Here is a 14,888-nt window from a genome sequence, read left to right on the forward strand (position 1 = left end):
TGCACCACATCGCGCTGCGCGACGCGCCTTGCCGAATGAACCGATTTTCCGCCATAAAATGCATCAATCCAATCACAACTCGCTCTAGCGGCCGAATTCGACTTTGGGCCGTGCCTTCGTCTCAAGGCGTTCCAGACAGGCCGTGGCGGTCACATCCGCGCCCTCACAGGCCGCCGCATCATTGATCAGAACGCGGGAAATGCCGTTGCAGTCGGCACCGGCAAGATCGAATTGCCGCACCCGTGTCTTGCCCTTCGGAAGCGGGCTGAAATCCAGCACCATCATGCGGTCGACCAGCCCGTCGGCGTCAAACAGGACGATCTCGAAAGCCACCTTCTCAAGCCGCGTCTCGAAGCTGTTCTTGACCATGAAAGTCGCCAGACAGCCGCTCTCGCTTTTGACGAGATTGTTCAGTTCCAGCGAAAGGCCCGGCGCACCGTCTTCGGCGGAAGCCGCGTGAGCCAGCATGGAAAAGGCCGCAATCGCACAGGCAATAAGTCTCTTCATGGCTGTTCGTCCATCCACCCTGCCGGGCACTACATTAGATTGATTTTAAAGTTGAATTTGGCTCTCAATTTATCATCACAAATGCGGGGCGCGGTCAAGAGCGATAAGGCCCCCGCAGCGTATGGTCGCAGCAGAAAAACGGCGGACCGAAGCCCGCCGCTTTTGCCTGGCATGCTGAAGGTGTGCCGATCACGACCAGCCGAATTGCTTGACCAGCGTGAACTTGAAAGTGCGGCCTTCGGATGGAAAGCCGAGGAGGTACTCCTGGTATTGTTCATCGAAGATGTTATCGACGCGGAACCGGCCCTCCCAGCCGACAAGCGGGCCATCTTCCGGAATCCAGTTGACGTAGAGGTCATGGACGTTGAAGGCCGGCCTCGTCGAACGGCTTACCGTCTCGTTCTGGGCAGCGACGAAGCGGCTTGTCCAGCCGAAATCCAGCCCGTAGTCCGGCATGGTCTTACCGACGGTGATAAAGAACTCATGCGGCGCAATGGTGTTGAGGTATCCACCGTTCGTCTTATCGAATCCTCGTACATAGGAATAGCCGGCATTCGAGTAGAAATAGTCCGACACGTAGGCAACCTCAACCTCGGCGCCGTAGATTTCAACATGGCCAACGTTTTGAAAACGCGGCGGATTTACCGGGAACTGGCCACCATCCTCTATGTAATCTCGGATGTCGTTGTAGAAGCCGGTTGTTTTCAGTTGAAGAGAATCGCCTTCGCTAAGCAAATCAAATGCTGAAACTGCAAAACCTGCCTCGAAGTTATTTGATTTCTCAGGGTTGAGGTCAACTGGAACCGGCCAGTTGGGCAAACCTCGTGACGAATTCGAACCGTCATAAACCTCGTCGAGCGTAGGCAGCCTCTCCGTGTGCGCTACGGAACCGAAAATAGAGAAACTATCGTTGACTTTGTACAGAGCGGCGATCTTCGGAGAAAAGCCAACGTGGGATTGACCCGAAGTTACCGCCGGTATTTCAGTGTTTTCAGCTGGTGAGAGATTCTGATAGTCGACGCGTGCGCCAGCGATAATGGTCAGATTTTCATTCCAGATGGTTTCATTCTGAATAAAGAAACCCGTCAAAAAATCCGTACCCTCGGCATGGGTTCGCGCATCGGAACCTTCTCGTGTTCTTTCCATGTACGAGGTCTGATTGCCGATTGTCAGATAGTTCTCATAGTTCTCACCCATATGTTCAATCGTATTGTCTATGTTGAACTGATAAGTCTCATAGCCAAAATCAGAATTAAACAGCCTGTTGAGGAAACCCCCTCCGACCGTTGATTGCTCGTTTAAAGTGTCCGAATAGGAGACCTGAACATTCAGGTCGAGCCAGGGATTGTCTGACGCTTCATTACTATATGCCAGAATCGCCGTTTTATCGGTAACTGTACGCTTGTCGATGCTGGATCCGAAGTCGGGATCGATCTGACTATAAGACTGATCCGTCAACTCCGCGACATATTGCTGATACGAGACGCGAAGTTCCTGCTCCATGTTCTCACCGAAGGAGAAAGTTCCCTTTATCAGGCCGTTCGGCTGATCGGTGTCCAACCCGCTGACCAGCGAACCGTCACCAGTCGTATAGTCACCGTTTCTTCTGTAGTCGCCGACCAGAAGCACTTCCGCGTAATCGTTGAAGCGGTGCGCGAGCACAGCGGACCCCAAATAGGATTCCGAATTGGTTTCGTATCCGCCCTTAAACCTGACAACGGTGTTGAATTGATCGCCGAGGAAGTCGGACGCATCTTTCGTCGTGAAATTGATCACGCCACCCAAGGCGCCGGACCCGTAAAGGGTCGAAGACGCCGGTCCACGCAGAACCTCAACCTGCTTGTAGAGTTCCGGGTCAGAGAAGAAGCCGCCCATACGGTACTGCTCGAAGAACTTGTTGACGCCGTCGATATTTATGATGACCCGGCCCTCTTCACCGCCGGTCTCAGATGCACCGACACCACGGATATTGAAATTCTGACCCAAGGGACTGGTTCCGCCGGTCGCATTCGCACCGGGGACGTTTTTAATAACATCGGTAATCACGGTCGCCTGGAGATTATCGATATCGGCCTGATTGACCACCGTCACGGCCTGAGGCGTATCGATCGCCACCTTCTCAACGCCAGCACCGACAACGAGGCGATCAAGGCGCGTGACGCGACCCCTCTTTTCTTCCTCATTGACCGTTGTTCCTTCGACCTGCTGCCCGTCGGCATCCTGTGCCCATGCGGAATAACCGCCGGTCGACAAAACAAATGCAACACCGCCAAGCAGAACCGCAGCCCTGCGCCCCACAATTCCCATTTCGAGCCCTCTCAATCTGTTATGAGCTCGCTGACCACATGGTTTGCTGGCTGATTGTTTGAATGTGAACCGGAATTGTCCTGCCAAAACTTGACAATTTTTCTCCGGTATTGCACTGCCTAAATAATATGATTTTTGTTGTCAAGTTTCATACTGGCATCGTAAAAGCCTGTATTCACATCGAAACGACAGGCTGGAACGGAGAGTAGCAATGCAGCAGCAAAGTTGGGAACCGAAAACAGCTCGTCAGGGTGAGGCCGAGAAAACCCAGCCGGACGTCAGAACACTCAGGAGCCAGGATCTTTTCCACGGCGCCCGCGAACTCACCATCGATCACCACGGCGCGCTCTACCGCTTGAAGATCACGCGTCAGGGAAAGCTCATCCTCAACAAATAGCGTGCGCCACACCGAAAGCTGGACAATGGCAATGACGGCAGACAAAGCGGCGGACCTCGACCCGCAAGGCATCAGGCAGGCCTGTATCGACGATCCCACAACACGTGAACGGGACCTGGCGATGAAGCTCGGCATATCCGAAGCCGAGATTGCGGCCGCCTGGTGCGGACAGCACGCCGCGCGTCTCGATGTCCGTGTCGGAGAACCTGCCCAAACGCCAGGTCAGCCCGTCCAATATATCCGACGCGGTTGCCTGAACGACCAACCAAGATTTTCCGGAAAGCGGTCATGATTTTGCAGAAGATAAAGTCCCTCAGCGATGTCGCAATCCTGTTCCTGTTGCTGGCGGTCTCTGCCGCCCATGCGAACAAGAATGCGGAAAACATCGTCGCGGTCGGCGGCTCGATAACCGAAATCGTCTTCGCGCTCGGCGAGCAGGACCGGCTGGTCGCCCGCGACACGACGAGCGTCTTTCCCGAGGAGGCGACGAAACTGCCCGATGTCGGCTACATACGCGCGCTCTCTCCGGAGGGTGTCCTGTCGATCAATCCGGATTTGATTATCGCACTTGAAGGCTCCGGACCGCCGCAGGCGCTTGACGTTCTGAAGAAGGCCAGTGTCCCGGTGGTCACGATTCCCGAGCGCTACGACCGCGAAGGTATCGTGGCGAAGATCAAGGCTGTCGGCGAGGCGCTCGGCGTATCGGAAAAAGCCTCTGCCCTCGCCGAAAAGACCGAGCGGGATGTCCGCGCGGCCGAGGAGCAGGCCAACAACACTTCCGGGCGCAAGCGGGTCTTGTTCGTTTTGAGCATGCAGGACGGACGAGTCATGGCGGCCGGCAACGGGACGAGCGCGGCGGCCATCATCGAGATGGCAGGCGGCGAAAATGCCATTTCCGATTTCAACGGATATAAGCAGGTCACCGATGAAGCGGTCATCTCGGCGGCACCGGATGTAATATTGATGATGTCGCGCACGGGAAATCACGCCGTCGACATAGACAGGATTCGCGCGCATCCGGCCCTTTCCGTCACGCCGGCGGCAAAAAATGAGGACGTGATACAGATGAGCGGCCAATACCTGCTCGGCTTCGGCCCGCGGACGGCACAGGCCATACGCGACCTGTCCCGTTCACTGAACAAAGACGGCAACTGAATAATGCTGCAACGGACGGCGGATGCAAAAAGATCTGCAGCGCATGATCGAAAGGACGGCGATCGCGGCAGACGTGCGCGGTTCACCATTGTCGTTTTGGTTTTTGTCCTGTGCGCCGTCGCGGTGTTCAGCCTGGCGACCGGCGCGTCGGATGCTTCTGTGACATCCGTCATCCGAGCCTGGCTGACGACCGCCATGGGAGGCGAGGCGGAACTGTCCGCACGCGACCGCATCATCATTTACGATATCCGGTTTCCCAGGATGGTGCTTGGCGCCCTCGTCGGCGCGAGCCTCGCGGTCTGCGGCGCGGTGATGCAGGGCCTGTTTCGCAATCCGCTGGCCGATCCCGGTATTGTCGGCGTTTCCGCCGGTGCCGGACTTGGCGCGGTGTCCATGATCGTACTTGGTTCGGGCATTCTGGCACCGGTGATCGGCCTGTTCGGCATCTACGCACTGCCCTTCGCCGCCTTCCTTGGCGGCCTGGTTACAACCTTGATGCTCTACCGCATATCGACACGCCATGGCCGCACATCGGTTGCAACGATGCTGCTGGCGGGCATTGCACTGGCCGCTCTGGCGGGTGCGGCCACGGGTATTCTCATCTACATCGCCGACGACCAGCAACTGCGCGACCTGACCTTCTGGGGCATGGGTTCGGTCGCGGGCGCGACCTGGACAAAGGTCCTCGCCGCCGCACCGATCATTCTGCTGGTGATCGTGATCAGTCCAGTCCTGGCCGGCGGGCTCAATGCAATGACACTGGGCGAAGCCACGGCCCGGCACATGGGCATCGCGGTCCAGCGCTTCAAGACAACCGCCATCGTCGTCGTCGCGGCGGCAACCGGGGCGGCGGTGGCGGTCAGCGGCGGGATCGGATTTGTCGGCATCGTCGTTCCGCATCTGCTGCGCCTCCTCATCGGCCCCGATCACCGCTACCTTCTGCCCGCCTCGGCTTTGCTCGGCGCATGTCTTCTGCTCCTGGCCGATGCCGTTGCCCGGACCATCGTCGCGCCTGCCGAACTCCCGATCGGAATCATCACCGCCGTCGTCGGCGCGCCGTTTTTCCTGTGGATTTTGCTGAGCCGCCGGGGCGTGCTCGACATGCTTTAGAGCGAGATGATAGAGGTCAACGACGCCACGGTCCGGATCGGACAAAAGGAAATCGTCAAGGGCGCGCAATTCCACGCGGCTGCCGGCGAAGTCACGACAATCGTCGGACCGAACGGAAGCGGCAAGACAACGTTGCTGAAAGCGATATCCGGAGACCTTTCCTATTCCGGATCGATCCGCATGCACGGGCTGGAGATCGCCGATCTGCAGCCGTGGGAAATGGCGATGATGCGGGCTGTTCTGCCCCAGAGTTCCAATCTCGCCTTTCCGTTCACAGTCCGCGAGGTCGTCCGGTTCGGCCTCACCGCGGGCCGGTCGGGCATTGGCGACGGCTTTTCAGACGATCTGGTCGAGGAGGCGCTGGAGCGCGTCGACCTCAGCGGCTTCGCAGGCCGGTTTTTCCAGGAACTCTCCGGCGGCGAACAACAGCGCGTCCAGTTGTCGCGCGTCCTCTGCCAGGTCTGGGCGCCGGTTGTCGACGCGGGCGCGCGTTTCCTGTTTCTGGACGAGCCGATTTCCAGTCTCGACATACGCCATCAGCTTCTGATCATGGATATCGCCCGCGATTACGCCGAGGCCGGCGGCGGTGTGCTCGCCGTGCTGCACGACCTCAATCTGACGTCGATGTACTCCGATAAGGTGCTGGCCATGAAACAGGGGCGCTGCGTCAGGTTCGGCGCGCCCCAGGATGTGATCGAGACCGCGCTTCTGCAGTCGGTTTTCGACTGCAATCTGCGCGTCGGCGAAGCACCCCGGACGGCCGCGTTCGTCCTGCCGCAATCGGCGGCGTCACCCCGGCCATAAGACAGCACAGGCAAACCGCGAAAAAGCGGGCAAAGACTATCCGGCTTCGCCCGATCCGACCCGCTTCAGATCCTGCTGGACGACGGTCAGCGACGCACGGGCGCGGTGCCGTTCAGCCGACACGCGATCCGGATCGGCTGGTTTGTCGTTTGAGACGACCAGCCTCGGCGGCGCCTCGCTCTGTTCGGCCTTCATGAGAAGCTCGAGAAACCCGGGCACGAACCCGTCTCCGTTCTCAACGGCGACCCTGTAGAAGCCAAGCCAGTCCGTGGCGCACACATCGGATTGCGCCTTGCCTTTCGTTGTTTTGTTCATCAAGCGGATCCAATTCCGTAATGCGCGAGTTCGGGTATCGGCGAAGACCGCGACAAACCTCACCCGAGAGGGATTTGAGCGGTGCGCGGTCAGGCAACGGGTTCCGCATAATATGCAGGTCGCGCTTGACGCCGCGCCTTCTCCAAGGACAATATTTGAGTATTATAGTCAAGTTTAAATACAGATGATGGAGACGCATCCCCTCGACAGATTGACGCACCTGGAGAAACGAATGTTGCGGACGAAAGAAAATGCGGTCGGCTACCCGGAGCGCCTGCCCGAAATTCTGGTTCTTGAGGGCTACCGTTGCTGGACCCTCGGCCTTGCGATGCGCTCGACGGAACCCTGGACCGACGCGCAGATTCTCTACCGCGGCGTCCTGGGCGACGACCAGGCGGAACAGGCAATCATTTCGCTGGCGGGATTCGTCAAGACACTCGGCATATGCGCAACATGCCCGCTGCGGATGTGCCAGCCCGGCAGCCGGATGATCTCGCGCGATGAAACCCTGGTGATGGGCACGATCGCCGGCATCCAGAACGCCGACAAGATGGCTGTCGACTATTGCCTCGGCAAATTGTGCTGCCGGGATGTCTGTGACGAGGTCGCCCTTTCCGCCGGTCTTTTCACGCTGAATCTGAGGGCGATGAAGCAGACGCTGTTACCGGTGTCCGTCGAGAGCATCATCGAGATCGTCGACGGGCCGCCCTCCCCGGCACGCGGCGATGGAGGCCAGCCGACTTTGCATTGACGATGCGGCGCGAAACGGCCGGCGCAGCACGCCGGCCGTTCGGGTCGGTGACCCGTTACTCGTCCGAATCGGCTGAAGCCGCATTCAGCAGGCCGTACTGCTGTTGGCCGAGCGATGTGTAGAGATCAATCTGCGTTTCAAGGAAATCGATATGCCCTTCCTCGTCGGACATCAGTTTTTCAAAGAGCGCCATTGAAACATAGTCGCCCTCCTCGCGGCAGACATCGCGGGCTTCCTTGTACAGCGCCCGCGCTTCATATTCCGCCTTCAGATCGGCATCCAGGATATCCTTCACATTCTCGCCGATCCTCAGCGGATTGAGGGTCTGCAGATTCGGATGTCCTTCGAGGAATATGATGCGCACGATCAGATCGTCCGCATGCTGCATCTCCTCGATCGATTCCTCACGCCATTTGGCCGCGAGCTTGCCGAGGCCCCAGTCGTCCATCAGACGGTAATGCAGCCAGAACTGGCTTGACGCCGTCAGTTCGTGCTTGAGCGCATCGTTGAGATATTTGATAACCTTTTTGCTGCCCTTCATCTCGGTCTTCCTTTTAGGTCGTCGTACGATCGATCGCACCGTGGTTTTGCACTTTTGGTGATTCCCGTCCTTTGTGAGGGGCGCAGCTTTCGGTGGGAGCGGTTCCGGCTCTCACCCGACAGCAGCGGCAGCCACGCTTTGCGGGGAATACTGATGGCTTTCTACTTTATAATAATTCTAAAGTCTAGCGTTTTGACTCACATACGGGTGACGATTGGCCAGCAAGCCGTGAGCCAGAGAAGGAACGCGGCGGACCAGGCAATCACGGCAAGTCCGTAAAGCGGTCCAGGGCGCGCCCAGCCTGGCGGCTCCGGCCAGGATCAGACCCAGCCCCGCCAGAGCCGATGCTCCCGAAAGCATCATGATCTCGGCACGCAACGCTTCACGCCCGATAAAGGCTTCCGCGACAAGCGCCGCCACCGTTTATGAATAAATTTGACTAAATGATAAAATTTTGAGAAGTTGTTCGGGCATTGGGATTTCAGCCGTGAGTGATGTTGCGAACATAGGCCGTGAATTGTCAAGAATGCCGCTTGCAGAGGCGATGCAACAGGCGGCGGACATTCGCCACGCGCGATGGCGGCGCACGGTCACCTATTCGAGAAAAGTCTTCGTTCCGCTGACGAATATGTGCCGGGACACCTGCACCTATTGCACCTTCGTCAAACACCCCGACCATCCGGATGCGTCGATCATGGACCCCGATGCCGTCCTGAGAGTGGCAAGGAAGGGTGAGGCGCGCGGCTGCAAGGAATTGCTGTTCAGCCTGGGGGAAAAGCCCGAGCTTCGGTATGAAAAGGCCCGCTCGGCGCTGGCGGCGCTTGGCTATACGCGCATGTCGGACTACCTGGCGGCCATGTGTGCGCTGGTTTTGCGTGAGACAACTCTGCTGCCGCATGTGAACGCCGGAACGCTCAGCAGCGAGGAGATCGCCATGCTGCGGCCGGTGTCCGCCTCGATGGGCATGATGCTGGAAACCATAAGCCGGCGGCTGACCCGGCCCGGAATGCCCCACCATGCCTGCCCCGACAAGGTTCCGCTCCAGCGCCTGCGCACGCTGGAGCGCACCGGCAGGCAAAAGGTGCCTTTCACCACGGGCCTGCTGATCGGTATTGGCGAGACATGGCAGGAACGGATCGAAGCGCTCACGGCGATTGACGCGGTGCATCGAAAATACGGCCACATACAGGAAGTCATCATCCAGAATTTCCAGCGCAAGCCTGATATAAAAATGGCGCGGCATCCCGAGCCTCCGCTCGAAGACATGCTTCGCACCATCGCCGCCGCCCGTATCATCCTGTCGCCCGATATCAGCCTTCAGGCGCCGCCTAACCTGAGCGAGCGGCACATTGATTATCTCGGCGCCGGCATCAACGACTGGGGCGGCATCTCCCCTGTCACGATCGACTTCATCAACCCGCAGCACGCCTGGCCCGAGATTGAAAAACTGTCGAAGAACTGCGCCGACGCGGGCTATGTGCTTAAAGAGCGGCTGACCGTTTATCCGAGATATATCCGGCAGGACGATGATTACATCGACGACGGACTGCGCACGCGCATAGCCGGCCTTGCGTGCGAGGACGGACTTGCCGGAAGCCAGACAATCGAGGTCAGTGCCTGATGGACCGTCCCTTGTTTTCCGCACCGGACCTTACGAGAAAGCTCACCCGTGCATCGCTCACCGTGCGCACGATCCTCGAAAACGCCCTTGCCGGAAGCGAGGTCTCGCGCGAGGATGGCGAAACGCTGTTTGCCGCAACGGGCACAGACATCGCGGCAATCCGCGCGGTCGCCGATCATATGCGCTCGCAGGTCAACGGGGACCGTGTCAGTTTCGTCGTCAACCGCAACATCAACTTCACCAATATCTGCTATATGGGCTGCCGGTTTTGCGGTTTTGCCAAACGGGCCGACGCGCCGGACGCCGAATGGCTCTCCGTCCCGCAGATCGTCGGACGCGCCCGCGAGGCCTGGGACCGGGGCGGATCGGAGGTCTGCATCCAGGGCGGCCTGCACCCCAAGATGGACGGCACCTATTACCGCGAGATCATCGAGGGCATCAAATCCGAACTGCCGCAGATGCACATCCATGCCTTTTCCCCGTTTGAGATCTGGTACGGCGCGGCGAAGACGAAGAAGGATTACCGAAGCTTCCTGACCGAATTGAAGTCGGCCGGCCTCGGATCCATGCCCGGCACGGCGGCGGAAATCCTTGATGTCGAGGTGCGCCGCCAGCTGACCAAAGACAAACTGTCCACCGAGGCCTGGGTCGAGATCGTCCGCACGGCGCACGAGGTCGGCATCCGCACATCGGCGACCATCATGTACGGACATGTGGACGGGCCGCGCCACTGGGCGGCCCATATCGATCTTCTGCGGTCCATCCAGAAGGACACCGGCGGCTTCACTGAACTGGTTCCCCTGTCCTTCGTTCACACCGATTCGCCGCTCTATCGCCAGAATCCCGATACGGTGCGCGCCGGCCCCACACCGGGCGAGGTCGACAAGATGCACGCGGTCTCGCGCATCATGCTGCGCGGCTGGATCGACAATATTCAGGTCTCCTGGACGAAACTCGGTCCTGAAAGAGCCCGCGATCTGCTGTCGGCAGGGGTCAACGACCTTGGCGGCACGCTGATGAACGAGAGCATCAGCCGGTCGGCCGGATCGAAACACGGGCAGGAAATCACCGCCGGGGAATTGTGCAGGATCATCCGCTCCGCCGGCCGCGTTCCGGTGCGGCGCAACACGCTTTACGAGGTCCGCGAGGTGTTCGACGACCACGATCCGGTCGACCTGGAGCCGCTGGTCGCGCGCCACGATCAGGACCCGCTTTCGTTCCTTGACATCTTCCCCGAAAGGCAGGTTGCGAAATGACCGGCACGAAGGTGACGTTGCTTGCCGGCGGTGTCGGCGGCGCGAAAATGGCGGAAGGCTTTGCAGCGCTCGGCGACATCGATCTCACCGTGATCGGCAATATCGCCGACGATGCCGAGTTCCACGGGCTTTGGGTCTCCCCCGACATAGACACCATGATCTACACGCTCGCCGGGGTGATCGACCGCAGACAGGGCTGGGGCGTCGCCGACGAGGGACGGCGCGCACTCGACACGCTTGGCAAGCTCGGCGAAGACACGTGGATGTTTCTCGGGGACCGCGATTTCGGTCTCCATATCCACCGCACCGCACGCATTCAAAAAGGCGAGCGGCGATCGGTGATCGCGGCCGATATCGCCCGCTCGTTCGGCGTCGATGCCGATATCGTTCTGCCCACGGACGATGTGGTCCAGACAAAAGTGCGCACCGATGCCGGCTGGCTCGGATTTCAGGAATATTTCGTCCGCGAGAAATGCGCGCCGGAGATAAGCGAGATCGTCTTTGAGGGGATTGAAACGGCGCGGCCGACACCGGAGGCGCTGCATGCGATTTCCAGCGCCGATCTTTTGGTGGTTGCGCCGTCGAACCCCCTCGTCAGCATCGCGCCGATCCTCGGCATACCCGGCCTGCGCGAAGCGGTTGCCGCCGCACCGGCGCCCCGCATCGCCGTCAGTCCGCTGATCGCCGGCAGGGTCGTCAAGGGGCCGGCGGACCGGATGCTGGCCGGTCTCGGTCATCGCCAGGACGCCTGCGGTGTCGCTGCGCTCTACAGCGATATTGTCGACCTTTTTGTCATCGACCGGCGGGACGCGGCGCTCGGTAACGAGATTGAGCAGCTTGGTCTGGCCGCCGCGACCGCCGACATTCTGATGAAGGATCTGCACGATAAGACGCGCCTCGCAAACGCGGTGATCGAGATGATGCACAGCATCGCGCGAACCGGAGACGCGGCATGACCGCCGAGACCCTCATCGTGGTTCCGATGAAGGAACTCCATCTGGCCAAGACGCGGCTTGAAGGCGCGCTTGACGGGGCGGAAAGGAGGCGTCTGGCGCGGCAATTGTTCGAACGTACATTGCGGCTCATCATCATGATGCGCGGCAGCGAGGACCCGCCGACCTGCGACATCGCGATCGTGACCAGAGATCCGGCCATTCGGGCCCGCGCCGGATCGCTCGGTGTTCGCGTCATCGAGGAGAACAAGGGCGCCGGCCTCAACGAGGCGATAGCGCAAGCGGCCCGCACGGCAAAGGCGGCCGGCTACAGGCGCATGTGCGTCCTTCCCGCCGATCTCGCCGTGCCCGACCCGCAGGATATCCGGATTTTGCTTTCGCAGGACCTCGGTGAAAGCGGTGTTGCGCTCTGCCCGTCCCGTGATTTCGGAACCAACGCCCTGCTTGCGGCCCCGCCCGATGCCATCGGCTTTGCCTATGGCGAACACTCCTTCCACGCCCATTGCAGGAATGCGGAATCGGCCGGCATCAAGCCTGTTGTCCTGCCGTTGGAGAGCCTGAGATGGGACATCGACAGCTCCGGCGATCTTGCCGAACTCGCAAACGTCGCGCCGGAACTTCTCAGGACGGACAGGTAACGTGCAAAGGCCGGTGACACTGACGCCCGTTGAAGGCATTCCGGACATCCGGCCCGGCGATGATCTCGCCGCCATCATCGGCGACCGCCTCGAGGCGATGGACCTGTCGCCGCGCAACGGTGACGTGCTGTGCCTGGCTCACAAGATATTCTCCAAGGCCGAGGGTCAGACCGTCGATCTTTCGAGCGTCACGCCCTCCGACCGCGCCCGCGACCTGGCCGCCCAACTCAACCGGGATCCGGCGAAGGTCGAGGTTGTCCTGCGGGAAAGCCGTTCGGTTCTGCGCGTATTCCGCCACGAGACGCAGGAAGAAGGAACGATGATCTGCGAGCACAGGCGCGGTTATATCGCCGCAAATGCCGGTGTCGACGCATCGAATACGGATGCAGGCACGGTGATCAAGCTGCCGGATGATCCCGACGCCAGCCTGCGCCGGTTCTGCACCGATCTGGCAAGCCGGTTCGGCGCACGGATCGGAGCGGTCATGACCGACACGTTCGGGCGGCCCTGGCGGCTCGGCCAGGTGAACGTCGCGATCGGCCTGTTCAATGTGCCGGCAACGCGAAGAGAGCTGGGCAAGGATGACGCCTGGGGTCGGCCCCTTCTGGTGACCGAACCGGCCTTCGCCGATGAAATAGCCGCCGCTTCCGGACTGGTGGTGCGAAAGGCGGCGAAAACCCCTGCCGTCCTGTTTCGGGGACTTGATTGGTCCACCGACACCAGCGCCGGCGGACGGGATCTGATAAGAGATAAAAAGGAGGACATGTTCCGGTGACGATAGCGATACTTGGCGGCACAGGGCCGCAGGGCGGTGGATTGGCTTTGCGATACGCCCGGGCGGGCATTCCGGTGGCAATCGGCTCCCGCGACGGCGAGCGGGCCGCGGCGGCCGCAGTGGAATTGCAGGCACGCCTGCCCGACGGCGCCGCTGAAATCTCAGGCATGACCAACGATGAGGCCGTCAGCAAAGCCGATGAATTCGTCATTCTCTCGGTTCCCTATTCCGGACACGACGCAACGCTCAACGCGATAAAGCCGTTGCTTGGCGGCAAGATCCTGATCGATATCGTGGTGCCGCTGGCCGAGGGCGACCCGAAGAAGGTCAACATGCCGCCGGAGGGATCGGCCACCGAGGCGGCACAGGCGATACTCGGCCCCGAGATTCCGGTGATCGGTGCATTTCACAACGTCTCGGCCGTCACGCTCAACAATCTCGAATGGGACATCAATTGCGACGTGCTTGTGTGCGGCAACGGGCTCGAGCCACGGCAAAAGGTCATGGCGCTGATCGAGAAGCTCGATGTAACGGCATACAACGCCGGAGACGCACAGTCGGCGCGCTGCATCGAAGCGATCACTCCGATCCTGATCCGCATCAACATATCCAAACAGGTGCCGTTCTCGCATGCCGGGATTCGCATCTGGGCACCTGACCACTGATCCCAATCTGGAGGATACTGACATGGAATTCGCAATCTGTTTCAAGGGCTTCATGGATCCGAAGCGCGCCCGCGCGCTGGTCCGCCAGGCCGAGAACGCCGGCTTCAGCTATTGCTGGATGTATGACAGCCATATTCTGTGGCGGGAGAGCTTCATGGCCATGGCCATGCTGATGGAACACACGACCAAGATGCGTTTCGGCCCCTGCGTGACGAACCCGAGCACCCGCGACTGGTCGGTCGCCGCGTCGATGTTCGGCTCGCTTGCCAAACAGTCCGAGGGCCGGTTCGATATCGGCCTGGGCCGCGGTGACAGCGCCGTGCGCGTGATGGGCAAGAAGCCGGCCACTCTGGCAAAGCTGGAAGAGTTCACGCACGCCGTCAAGGGCATGGTGCGCGGCGATGAGGTGCAATATGGCGAGTGCCCGGCGCCGGTCCAGTTTCCGTGGGCGGAAGGCTATGAACTGCCGGTCTGGGTCGCCGCATACGGGCCCAAGGCACTGAGTTCCGCCGGCCGGGTCGGCGACGGCCTTATCCTGCAGATCGCCGAGCCGACGATCTGCAAATGGCTGGCCGATCAGGCGATCGCCGCCGGCAAGGAAGAAGGCCGCGACATGTCGGGCTACCGGATCATGGCCGCCGCGCCGGCCTTTTTCGGCACAAAGGAGGAATGCCTGGAGGCAACCCGCTGGTTCCCCGCAATGGTGGGCAACCATGTCGCCGATATCGTCGAGAAATACGGAACCGACCGCGAGGACATTCCGCCCTCACTGACCGCCTATATCAAGGACCGCAAGGGATACGACTATTCCAAACACGGCCAGAGCAACAATCTCGATTTCATTTCCGACGAGATCATCGAAAGCTTCAGCGTGCTCGGCGACGAAGACGCGCATATCGCCAAGCTGAAGGAACTGGAGAAGGCCGGGATCACGCAGTTCAACATCTATCTCGACAATGGCCGGGAAGAAGAAATCATCGCGCGTTATGGCGAGAAGATCATCCCGCACTGGTCCTGATGCCCGAACGGCGATCGTGATCAAAATGGAGACGCTGCGGTGCCCGGCAACGGCGAAAGCACCGCAGCGTCCCCG

At 60.1% G+C, this 14,888-nt stretch carries 17 protein-coding genes; 13 read left to right on the plus strand and 4 right to left on the minus strand.

The annotated features are described in order from the left end of the window. Window positions 1-84 precede the first annotated feature (84 nt). Window positions 85-507, minus strand: coding sequence for a hypothetical protein (locus tag AC5E6N_RS01115; protein WP_491746065.1), 423 nt, complete (start codon window positions 505-507; stop codon window positions 85-87). Window positions 508-696: 189 nt separating this feature from the next. Continuing rightward, window positions 697-2,814, minus strand: coding sequence for a TonB-dependent receptor domain-containing protein (locus tag AC5E6N_RS01120; RefSeq protein WP_491746066.1), 2,118 nt, complete (start codon window positions 2,812-2,814; stop codon window positions 697-699). A 211-nt stretch (window positions 2,815-3,025) separates the two neighbouring features. On the opposite strand from AC5E6N_RS01120, the gene hemP reads away from it, so the two are divergent. The 5 genes from hemP to AC5E6N_RS01145 are packed head-to-tail and all read left to right on the plus strand — an operon-like array spanning window position 3,026 to window position 6,280. After that, window positions 3,026-3,211 (plus strand): hemin uptake protein HemP, encoded by a 186-nt coding sequence (gene hemP / locus AC5E6N_RS01125; protein WP_491746067.1) that lies wholly within the window; start codon window positions 3,026-3,028, stop codon window positions 3,209-3,211. Between the two features lie 31 nt (window positions 3,212-3,242). Continuing rightward, window positions 3,243-3,503, plus strand: a complete 261-nt coding sequence (locus AC5E6N_RS01130; protein ID WP_491746068.1) for a hypothetical protein — start codon at window positions 3,243-3,245, stop codon at window positions 3,501-3,503. Continuing rightward, window positions 3,500-4,366: a heme/hemin ABC transporter substrate-binding protein gene (locus tag AC5E6N_RS01135; RefSeq protein WP_491746069.1), complete on the plus strand. Its 867-nt coding sequence runs from the start codon at window positions 3,500-3,502 to the stop codon at window positions 4,364-4,366. The genes AC5E6N_RS01130 and AC5E6N_RS01135 overlap by 4 nt, the downstream gene beginning before the upstream one ends. Window positions 4,367-4,369: 3 nt before the next feature. Next, entirely contained in the window at window positions 4,370-5,476 is a 1,107-nt protein-coding gene (locus tag AC5E6N_RS01140; RefSeq protein ID WP_491746070.1) for a FecCD family ABC transporter permease, read from the plus strand. Window positions 5,477-5,482: 6 nt separating this feature from the next. Then, window positions 5,483-6,280 (plus strand): heme ABC transporter ATP-binding protein, encoded by a 798-nt coding sequence (locus AC5E6N_RS01145; protein WP_491746071.1) that lies wholly within the window; start codon window positions 5,483-5,485, stop codon window positions 6,278-6,280. A gap of 36 nt (window positions 6,281-6,316) precedes the next feature. Here the strand turns inward: AC5E6N_RS01145 and AC5E6N_RS01150 are convergent, their stop codons facing one another. Next, window positions 6,317-6,595, minus strand: coding sequence for a hypothetical protein (locus tag AC5E6N_RS01150; RefSeq protein WP_491746072.1), 279 nt, complete (start codon window positions 6,593-6,595; stop codon window positions 6,317-6,319). Between the two features lie 232 nt (window positions 6,596-6,827). Here AC5E6N_RS01150 and AC5E6N_RS01155 point away from each other — a divergent pair, with 232 nt between their 5' ends. After that, complete coding sequence (locus AC5E6N_RS01155; RefSeq protein WP_491746073.1) at window positions 6,828-7,346, plus strand: hypothetical protein; 519 nt, start codon at window positions 6,828-6,830, stop codon at window positions 7,344-7,346. Window positions 7,347-7,401: 55 nt separating this feature from the next. Here the strand turns inward: AC5E6N_RS01155 and bfr are convergent, their stop codons facing one another. Further along, window positions 7,402-7,887 (minus strand): bacterioferritin, encoded by a 486-nt coding sequence (gene bfr / locus AC5E6N_RS01160; protein WP_491746074.1) that lies wholly within the window; start codon window positions 7,885-7,887, stop codon window positions 7,402-7,404. A 487-nt stretch (window positions 7,888-8,374) separates the two neighbouring features. Between bfr and cofG the strand changes: the two genes are divergently transcribed. The 7 genes from cofG to AC5E6N_RS01195 are packed head-to-tail and all read left to right on the plus strand — an operon-like array spanning window position 8,375 to window position 14,813. Further along, window positions 8,375-9,508 (plus strand): 7,8-didemethyl-8-hydroxy-5-deazariboflavin synthase CofG, encoded by a 1,134-nt coding sequence (gene cofG / locus AC5E6N_RS01165; RefSeq protein WP_491746075.1) that lies wholly within the window; start codon window positions 8,375-8,377, stop codon window positions 9,506-9,508. Further along, window positions 9,508-10,764 (plus strand): 5-amino-6-(D-ribitylamino)uracil--L-tyrosine 4-hydroxyphenyl transferase CofH, encoded by a 1,257-nt coding sequence (gene cofH, locus AC5E6N_RS01170; RefSeq protein ID WP_491746076.1) that lies wholly within the window; start codon window positions 9,508-9,510, stop codon window positions 10,762-10,764. The genes cofG and cofH overlap by 1 nt, the downstream gene beginning before the upstream one ends. Continuing rightward, window positions 10,761-11,720 carry a 2-phospho-L-lactate transferase gene (gene cofD / locus AC5E6N_RS01175; protein ID WP_491746077.1) on the plus strand — a complete coding sequence of 320 codons (960 nt, stop codon included), beginning with the start codon at window positions 10,761-10,763 and terminating at the stop codon, window positions 11,718-11,720. Before cofH ends, cofD begins: the two co-directional genes overlap by 4 nt. Then, window positions 11,717-12,355, plus strand: coding sequence for a 2-phospho-L-lactate guanylyltransferase (gene cofC, locus AC5E6N_RS01180; protein ID WP_491746078.1), 639 nt, complete (start codon window positions 11,717-11,719; stop codon window positions 12,353-12,355). The genes cofD and cofC overlap by 4 nt, the downstream gene beginning before the upstream one ends. Window positions 12,356-12,368: 13 nt before the next feature. Beyond that, a complete protein-coding gene (cofE, locus tag AC5E6N_RS01185; RefSeq protein WP_491746079.1) occupies window positions 12,369-13,130 on the plus strand; it encodes a coenzyme F420-0:L-glutamate ligase in 762 nt (253 codons plus the stop codon). Continuing rightward, window positions 13,127-13,795 carry an NADPH-dependent F420 reductase gene (gene npdG, locus AC5E6N_RS01190; RefSeq protein ID WP_491688285.1) on the plus strand — a complete coding sequence of 223 codons (669 nt, stop codon included), beginning with the start codon at window positions 13,127-13,129 and terminating at the stop codon, window positions 13,793-13,795. Before cofE ends, npdG begins: the two co-directional genes overlap by 4 nt. A 22-nt stretch (window positions 13,796-13,817) precedes the next feature. Next, window positions 13,818-14,813 (plus strand): TIGR03842 family LLM class F420-dependent oxidoreductase, encoded by a 996-nt coding sequence (locus AC5E6N_RS01195; RefSeq protein WP_491746080.1) that lies wholly within the window; start codon window positions 13,818-13,820, stop codon window positions 14,811-14,813. Window positions 14,814-14,888: the final 75 nt, after the last annotated feature.

Source organism: Hoeflea sp., assembly GCF_984452065.1.

Bases quoted from the DNA above. Each gene is read 5' to 3' on its own strand.
- AC5E6N_RS01115 (WP_491746065.1), bottom strand. From the start codon at position 507: ATGAAGAGACTTATTGCCTGTGCGATTGCGGCCTTTTCCATGCTGGCT.
- AC5E6N_RS01120 (WP_491746066.1), bottom strand. From the start codon at position 2,814: ATGGGAATTGTGGGGCGCAGGGCTGCGGTTCTGCTTGGCGGTGTTGCA.
- hemP (WP_491746067.1), top strand. From the start codon at position 3,026: ATGCAGCAGCAAAGTTGGGAACCGAAAACAGCTCGTCAGGGTGAGGCC.
- AC5E6N_RS01130 (WP_491746068.1), top strand. From the start codon at position 3,243: ATGACGGCAGACAAAGCGGCGGACCTCGACCCGCAAGGCATCAGGCAG.
- AC5E6N_RS01135 (WP_491746069.1), top strand. From the start codon at position 3,500: ATGATTTTGCAGAAGATAAAGTCCCTCAGCGATGTCGCAATCCTGTTC.
- AC5E6N_RS01140 (WP_491746070.1), top strand. From the start codon at position 4,370: ATGCTGCAACGGACGGCGGATGCAAAAAGATCTGCAGCGCATGATCGA.
- AC5E6N_RS01145 (WP_491746071.1), top strand. From the start codon at position 5,483: ATGATAGAGGTCAACGACGCCACGGTCCGGATCGGACAAAAGGAAATC.
- AC5E6N_RS01150 (WP_491746072.1), bottom strand. From the start codon at position 6,595: ATGAACAAAACAACGAAAGGCAAGGCGCAATCCGATGTGTGCGCCACG.
- AC5E6N_RS01155 (WP_491746073.1), top strand. From the start codon at position 6,828: ATGTTGCGGACGAAAGAAAATGCGGTCGGCTACCCGGAGCGCCTGCCC.
- bfr (WP_491746074.1), bottom strand. From the start codon at position 7,887: ATGAAGGGCAGCAAAAAGGTTATCAAATATCTCAACGATGCGCTCAAG.
- cofH (WP_491746076.1), top strand. From the start codon at position 9,508: ATGGACCGTCCCTTGTTTTCCGCACCGGACCTTACGAGAAAGCTCACC.
- cofD (WP_491746077.1), top strand. From the start codon at position 10,761: ATGACCGGCACGAAGGTGACGTTGCTTGCCGGCGGTGTCGGCGGCGCG.
- cofC (WP_491746078.1), top strand. From the start codon at position 11,717: ATGACCGCCGAGACCCTCATCGTGGTTCCGATGAAGGAACTCCATCTG.
- AC5E6N_RS01195 (WP_491746080.1), top strand. From the start codon at position 13,818: ATGGAATTCGCAATCTGTTTCAAGGGCTTCATGGATCCGAAGCGCGCC.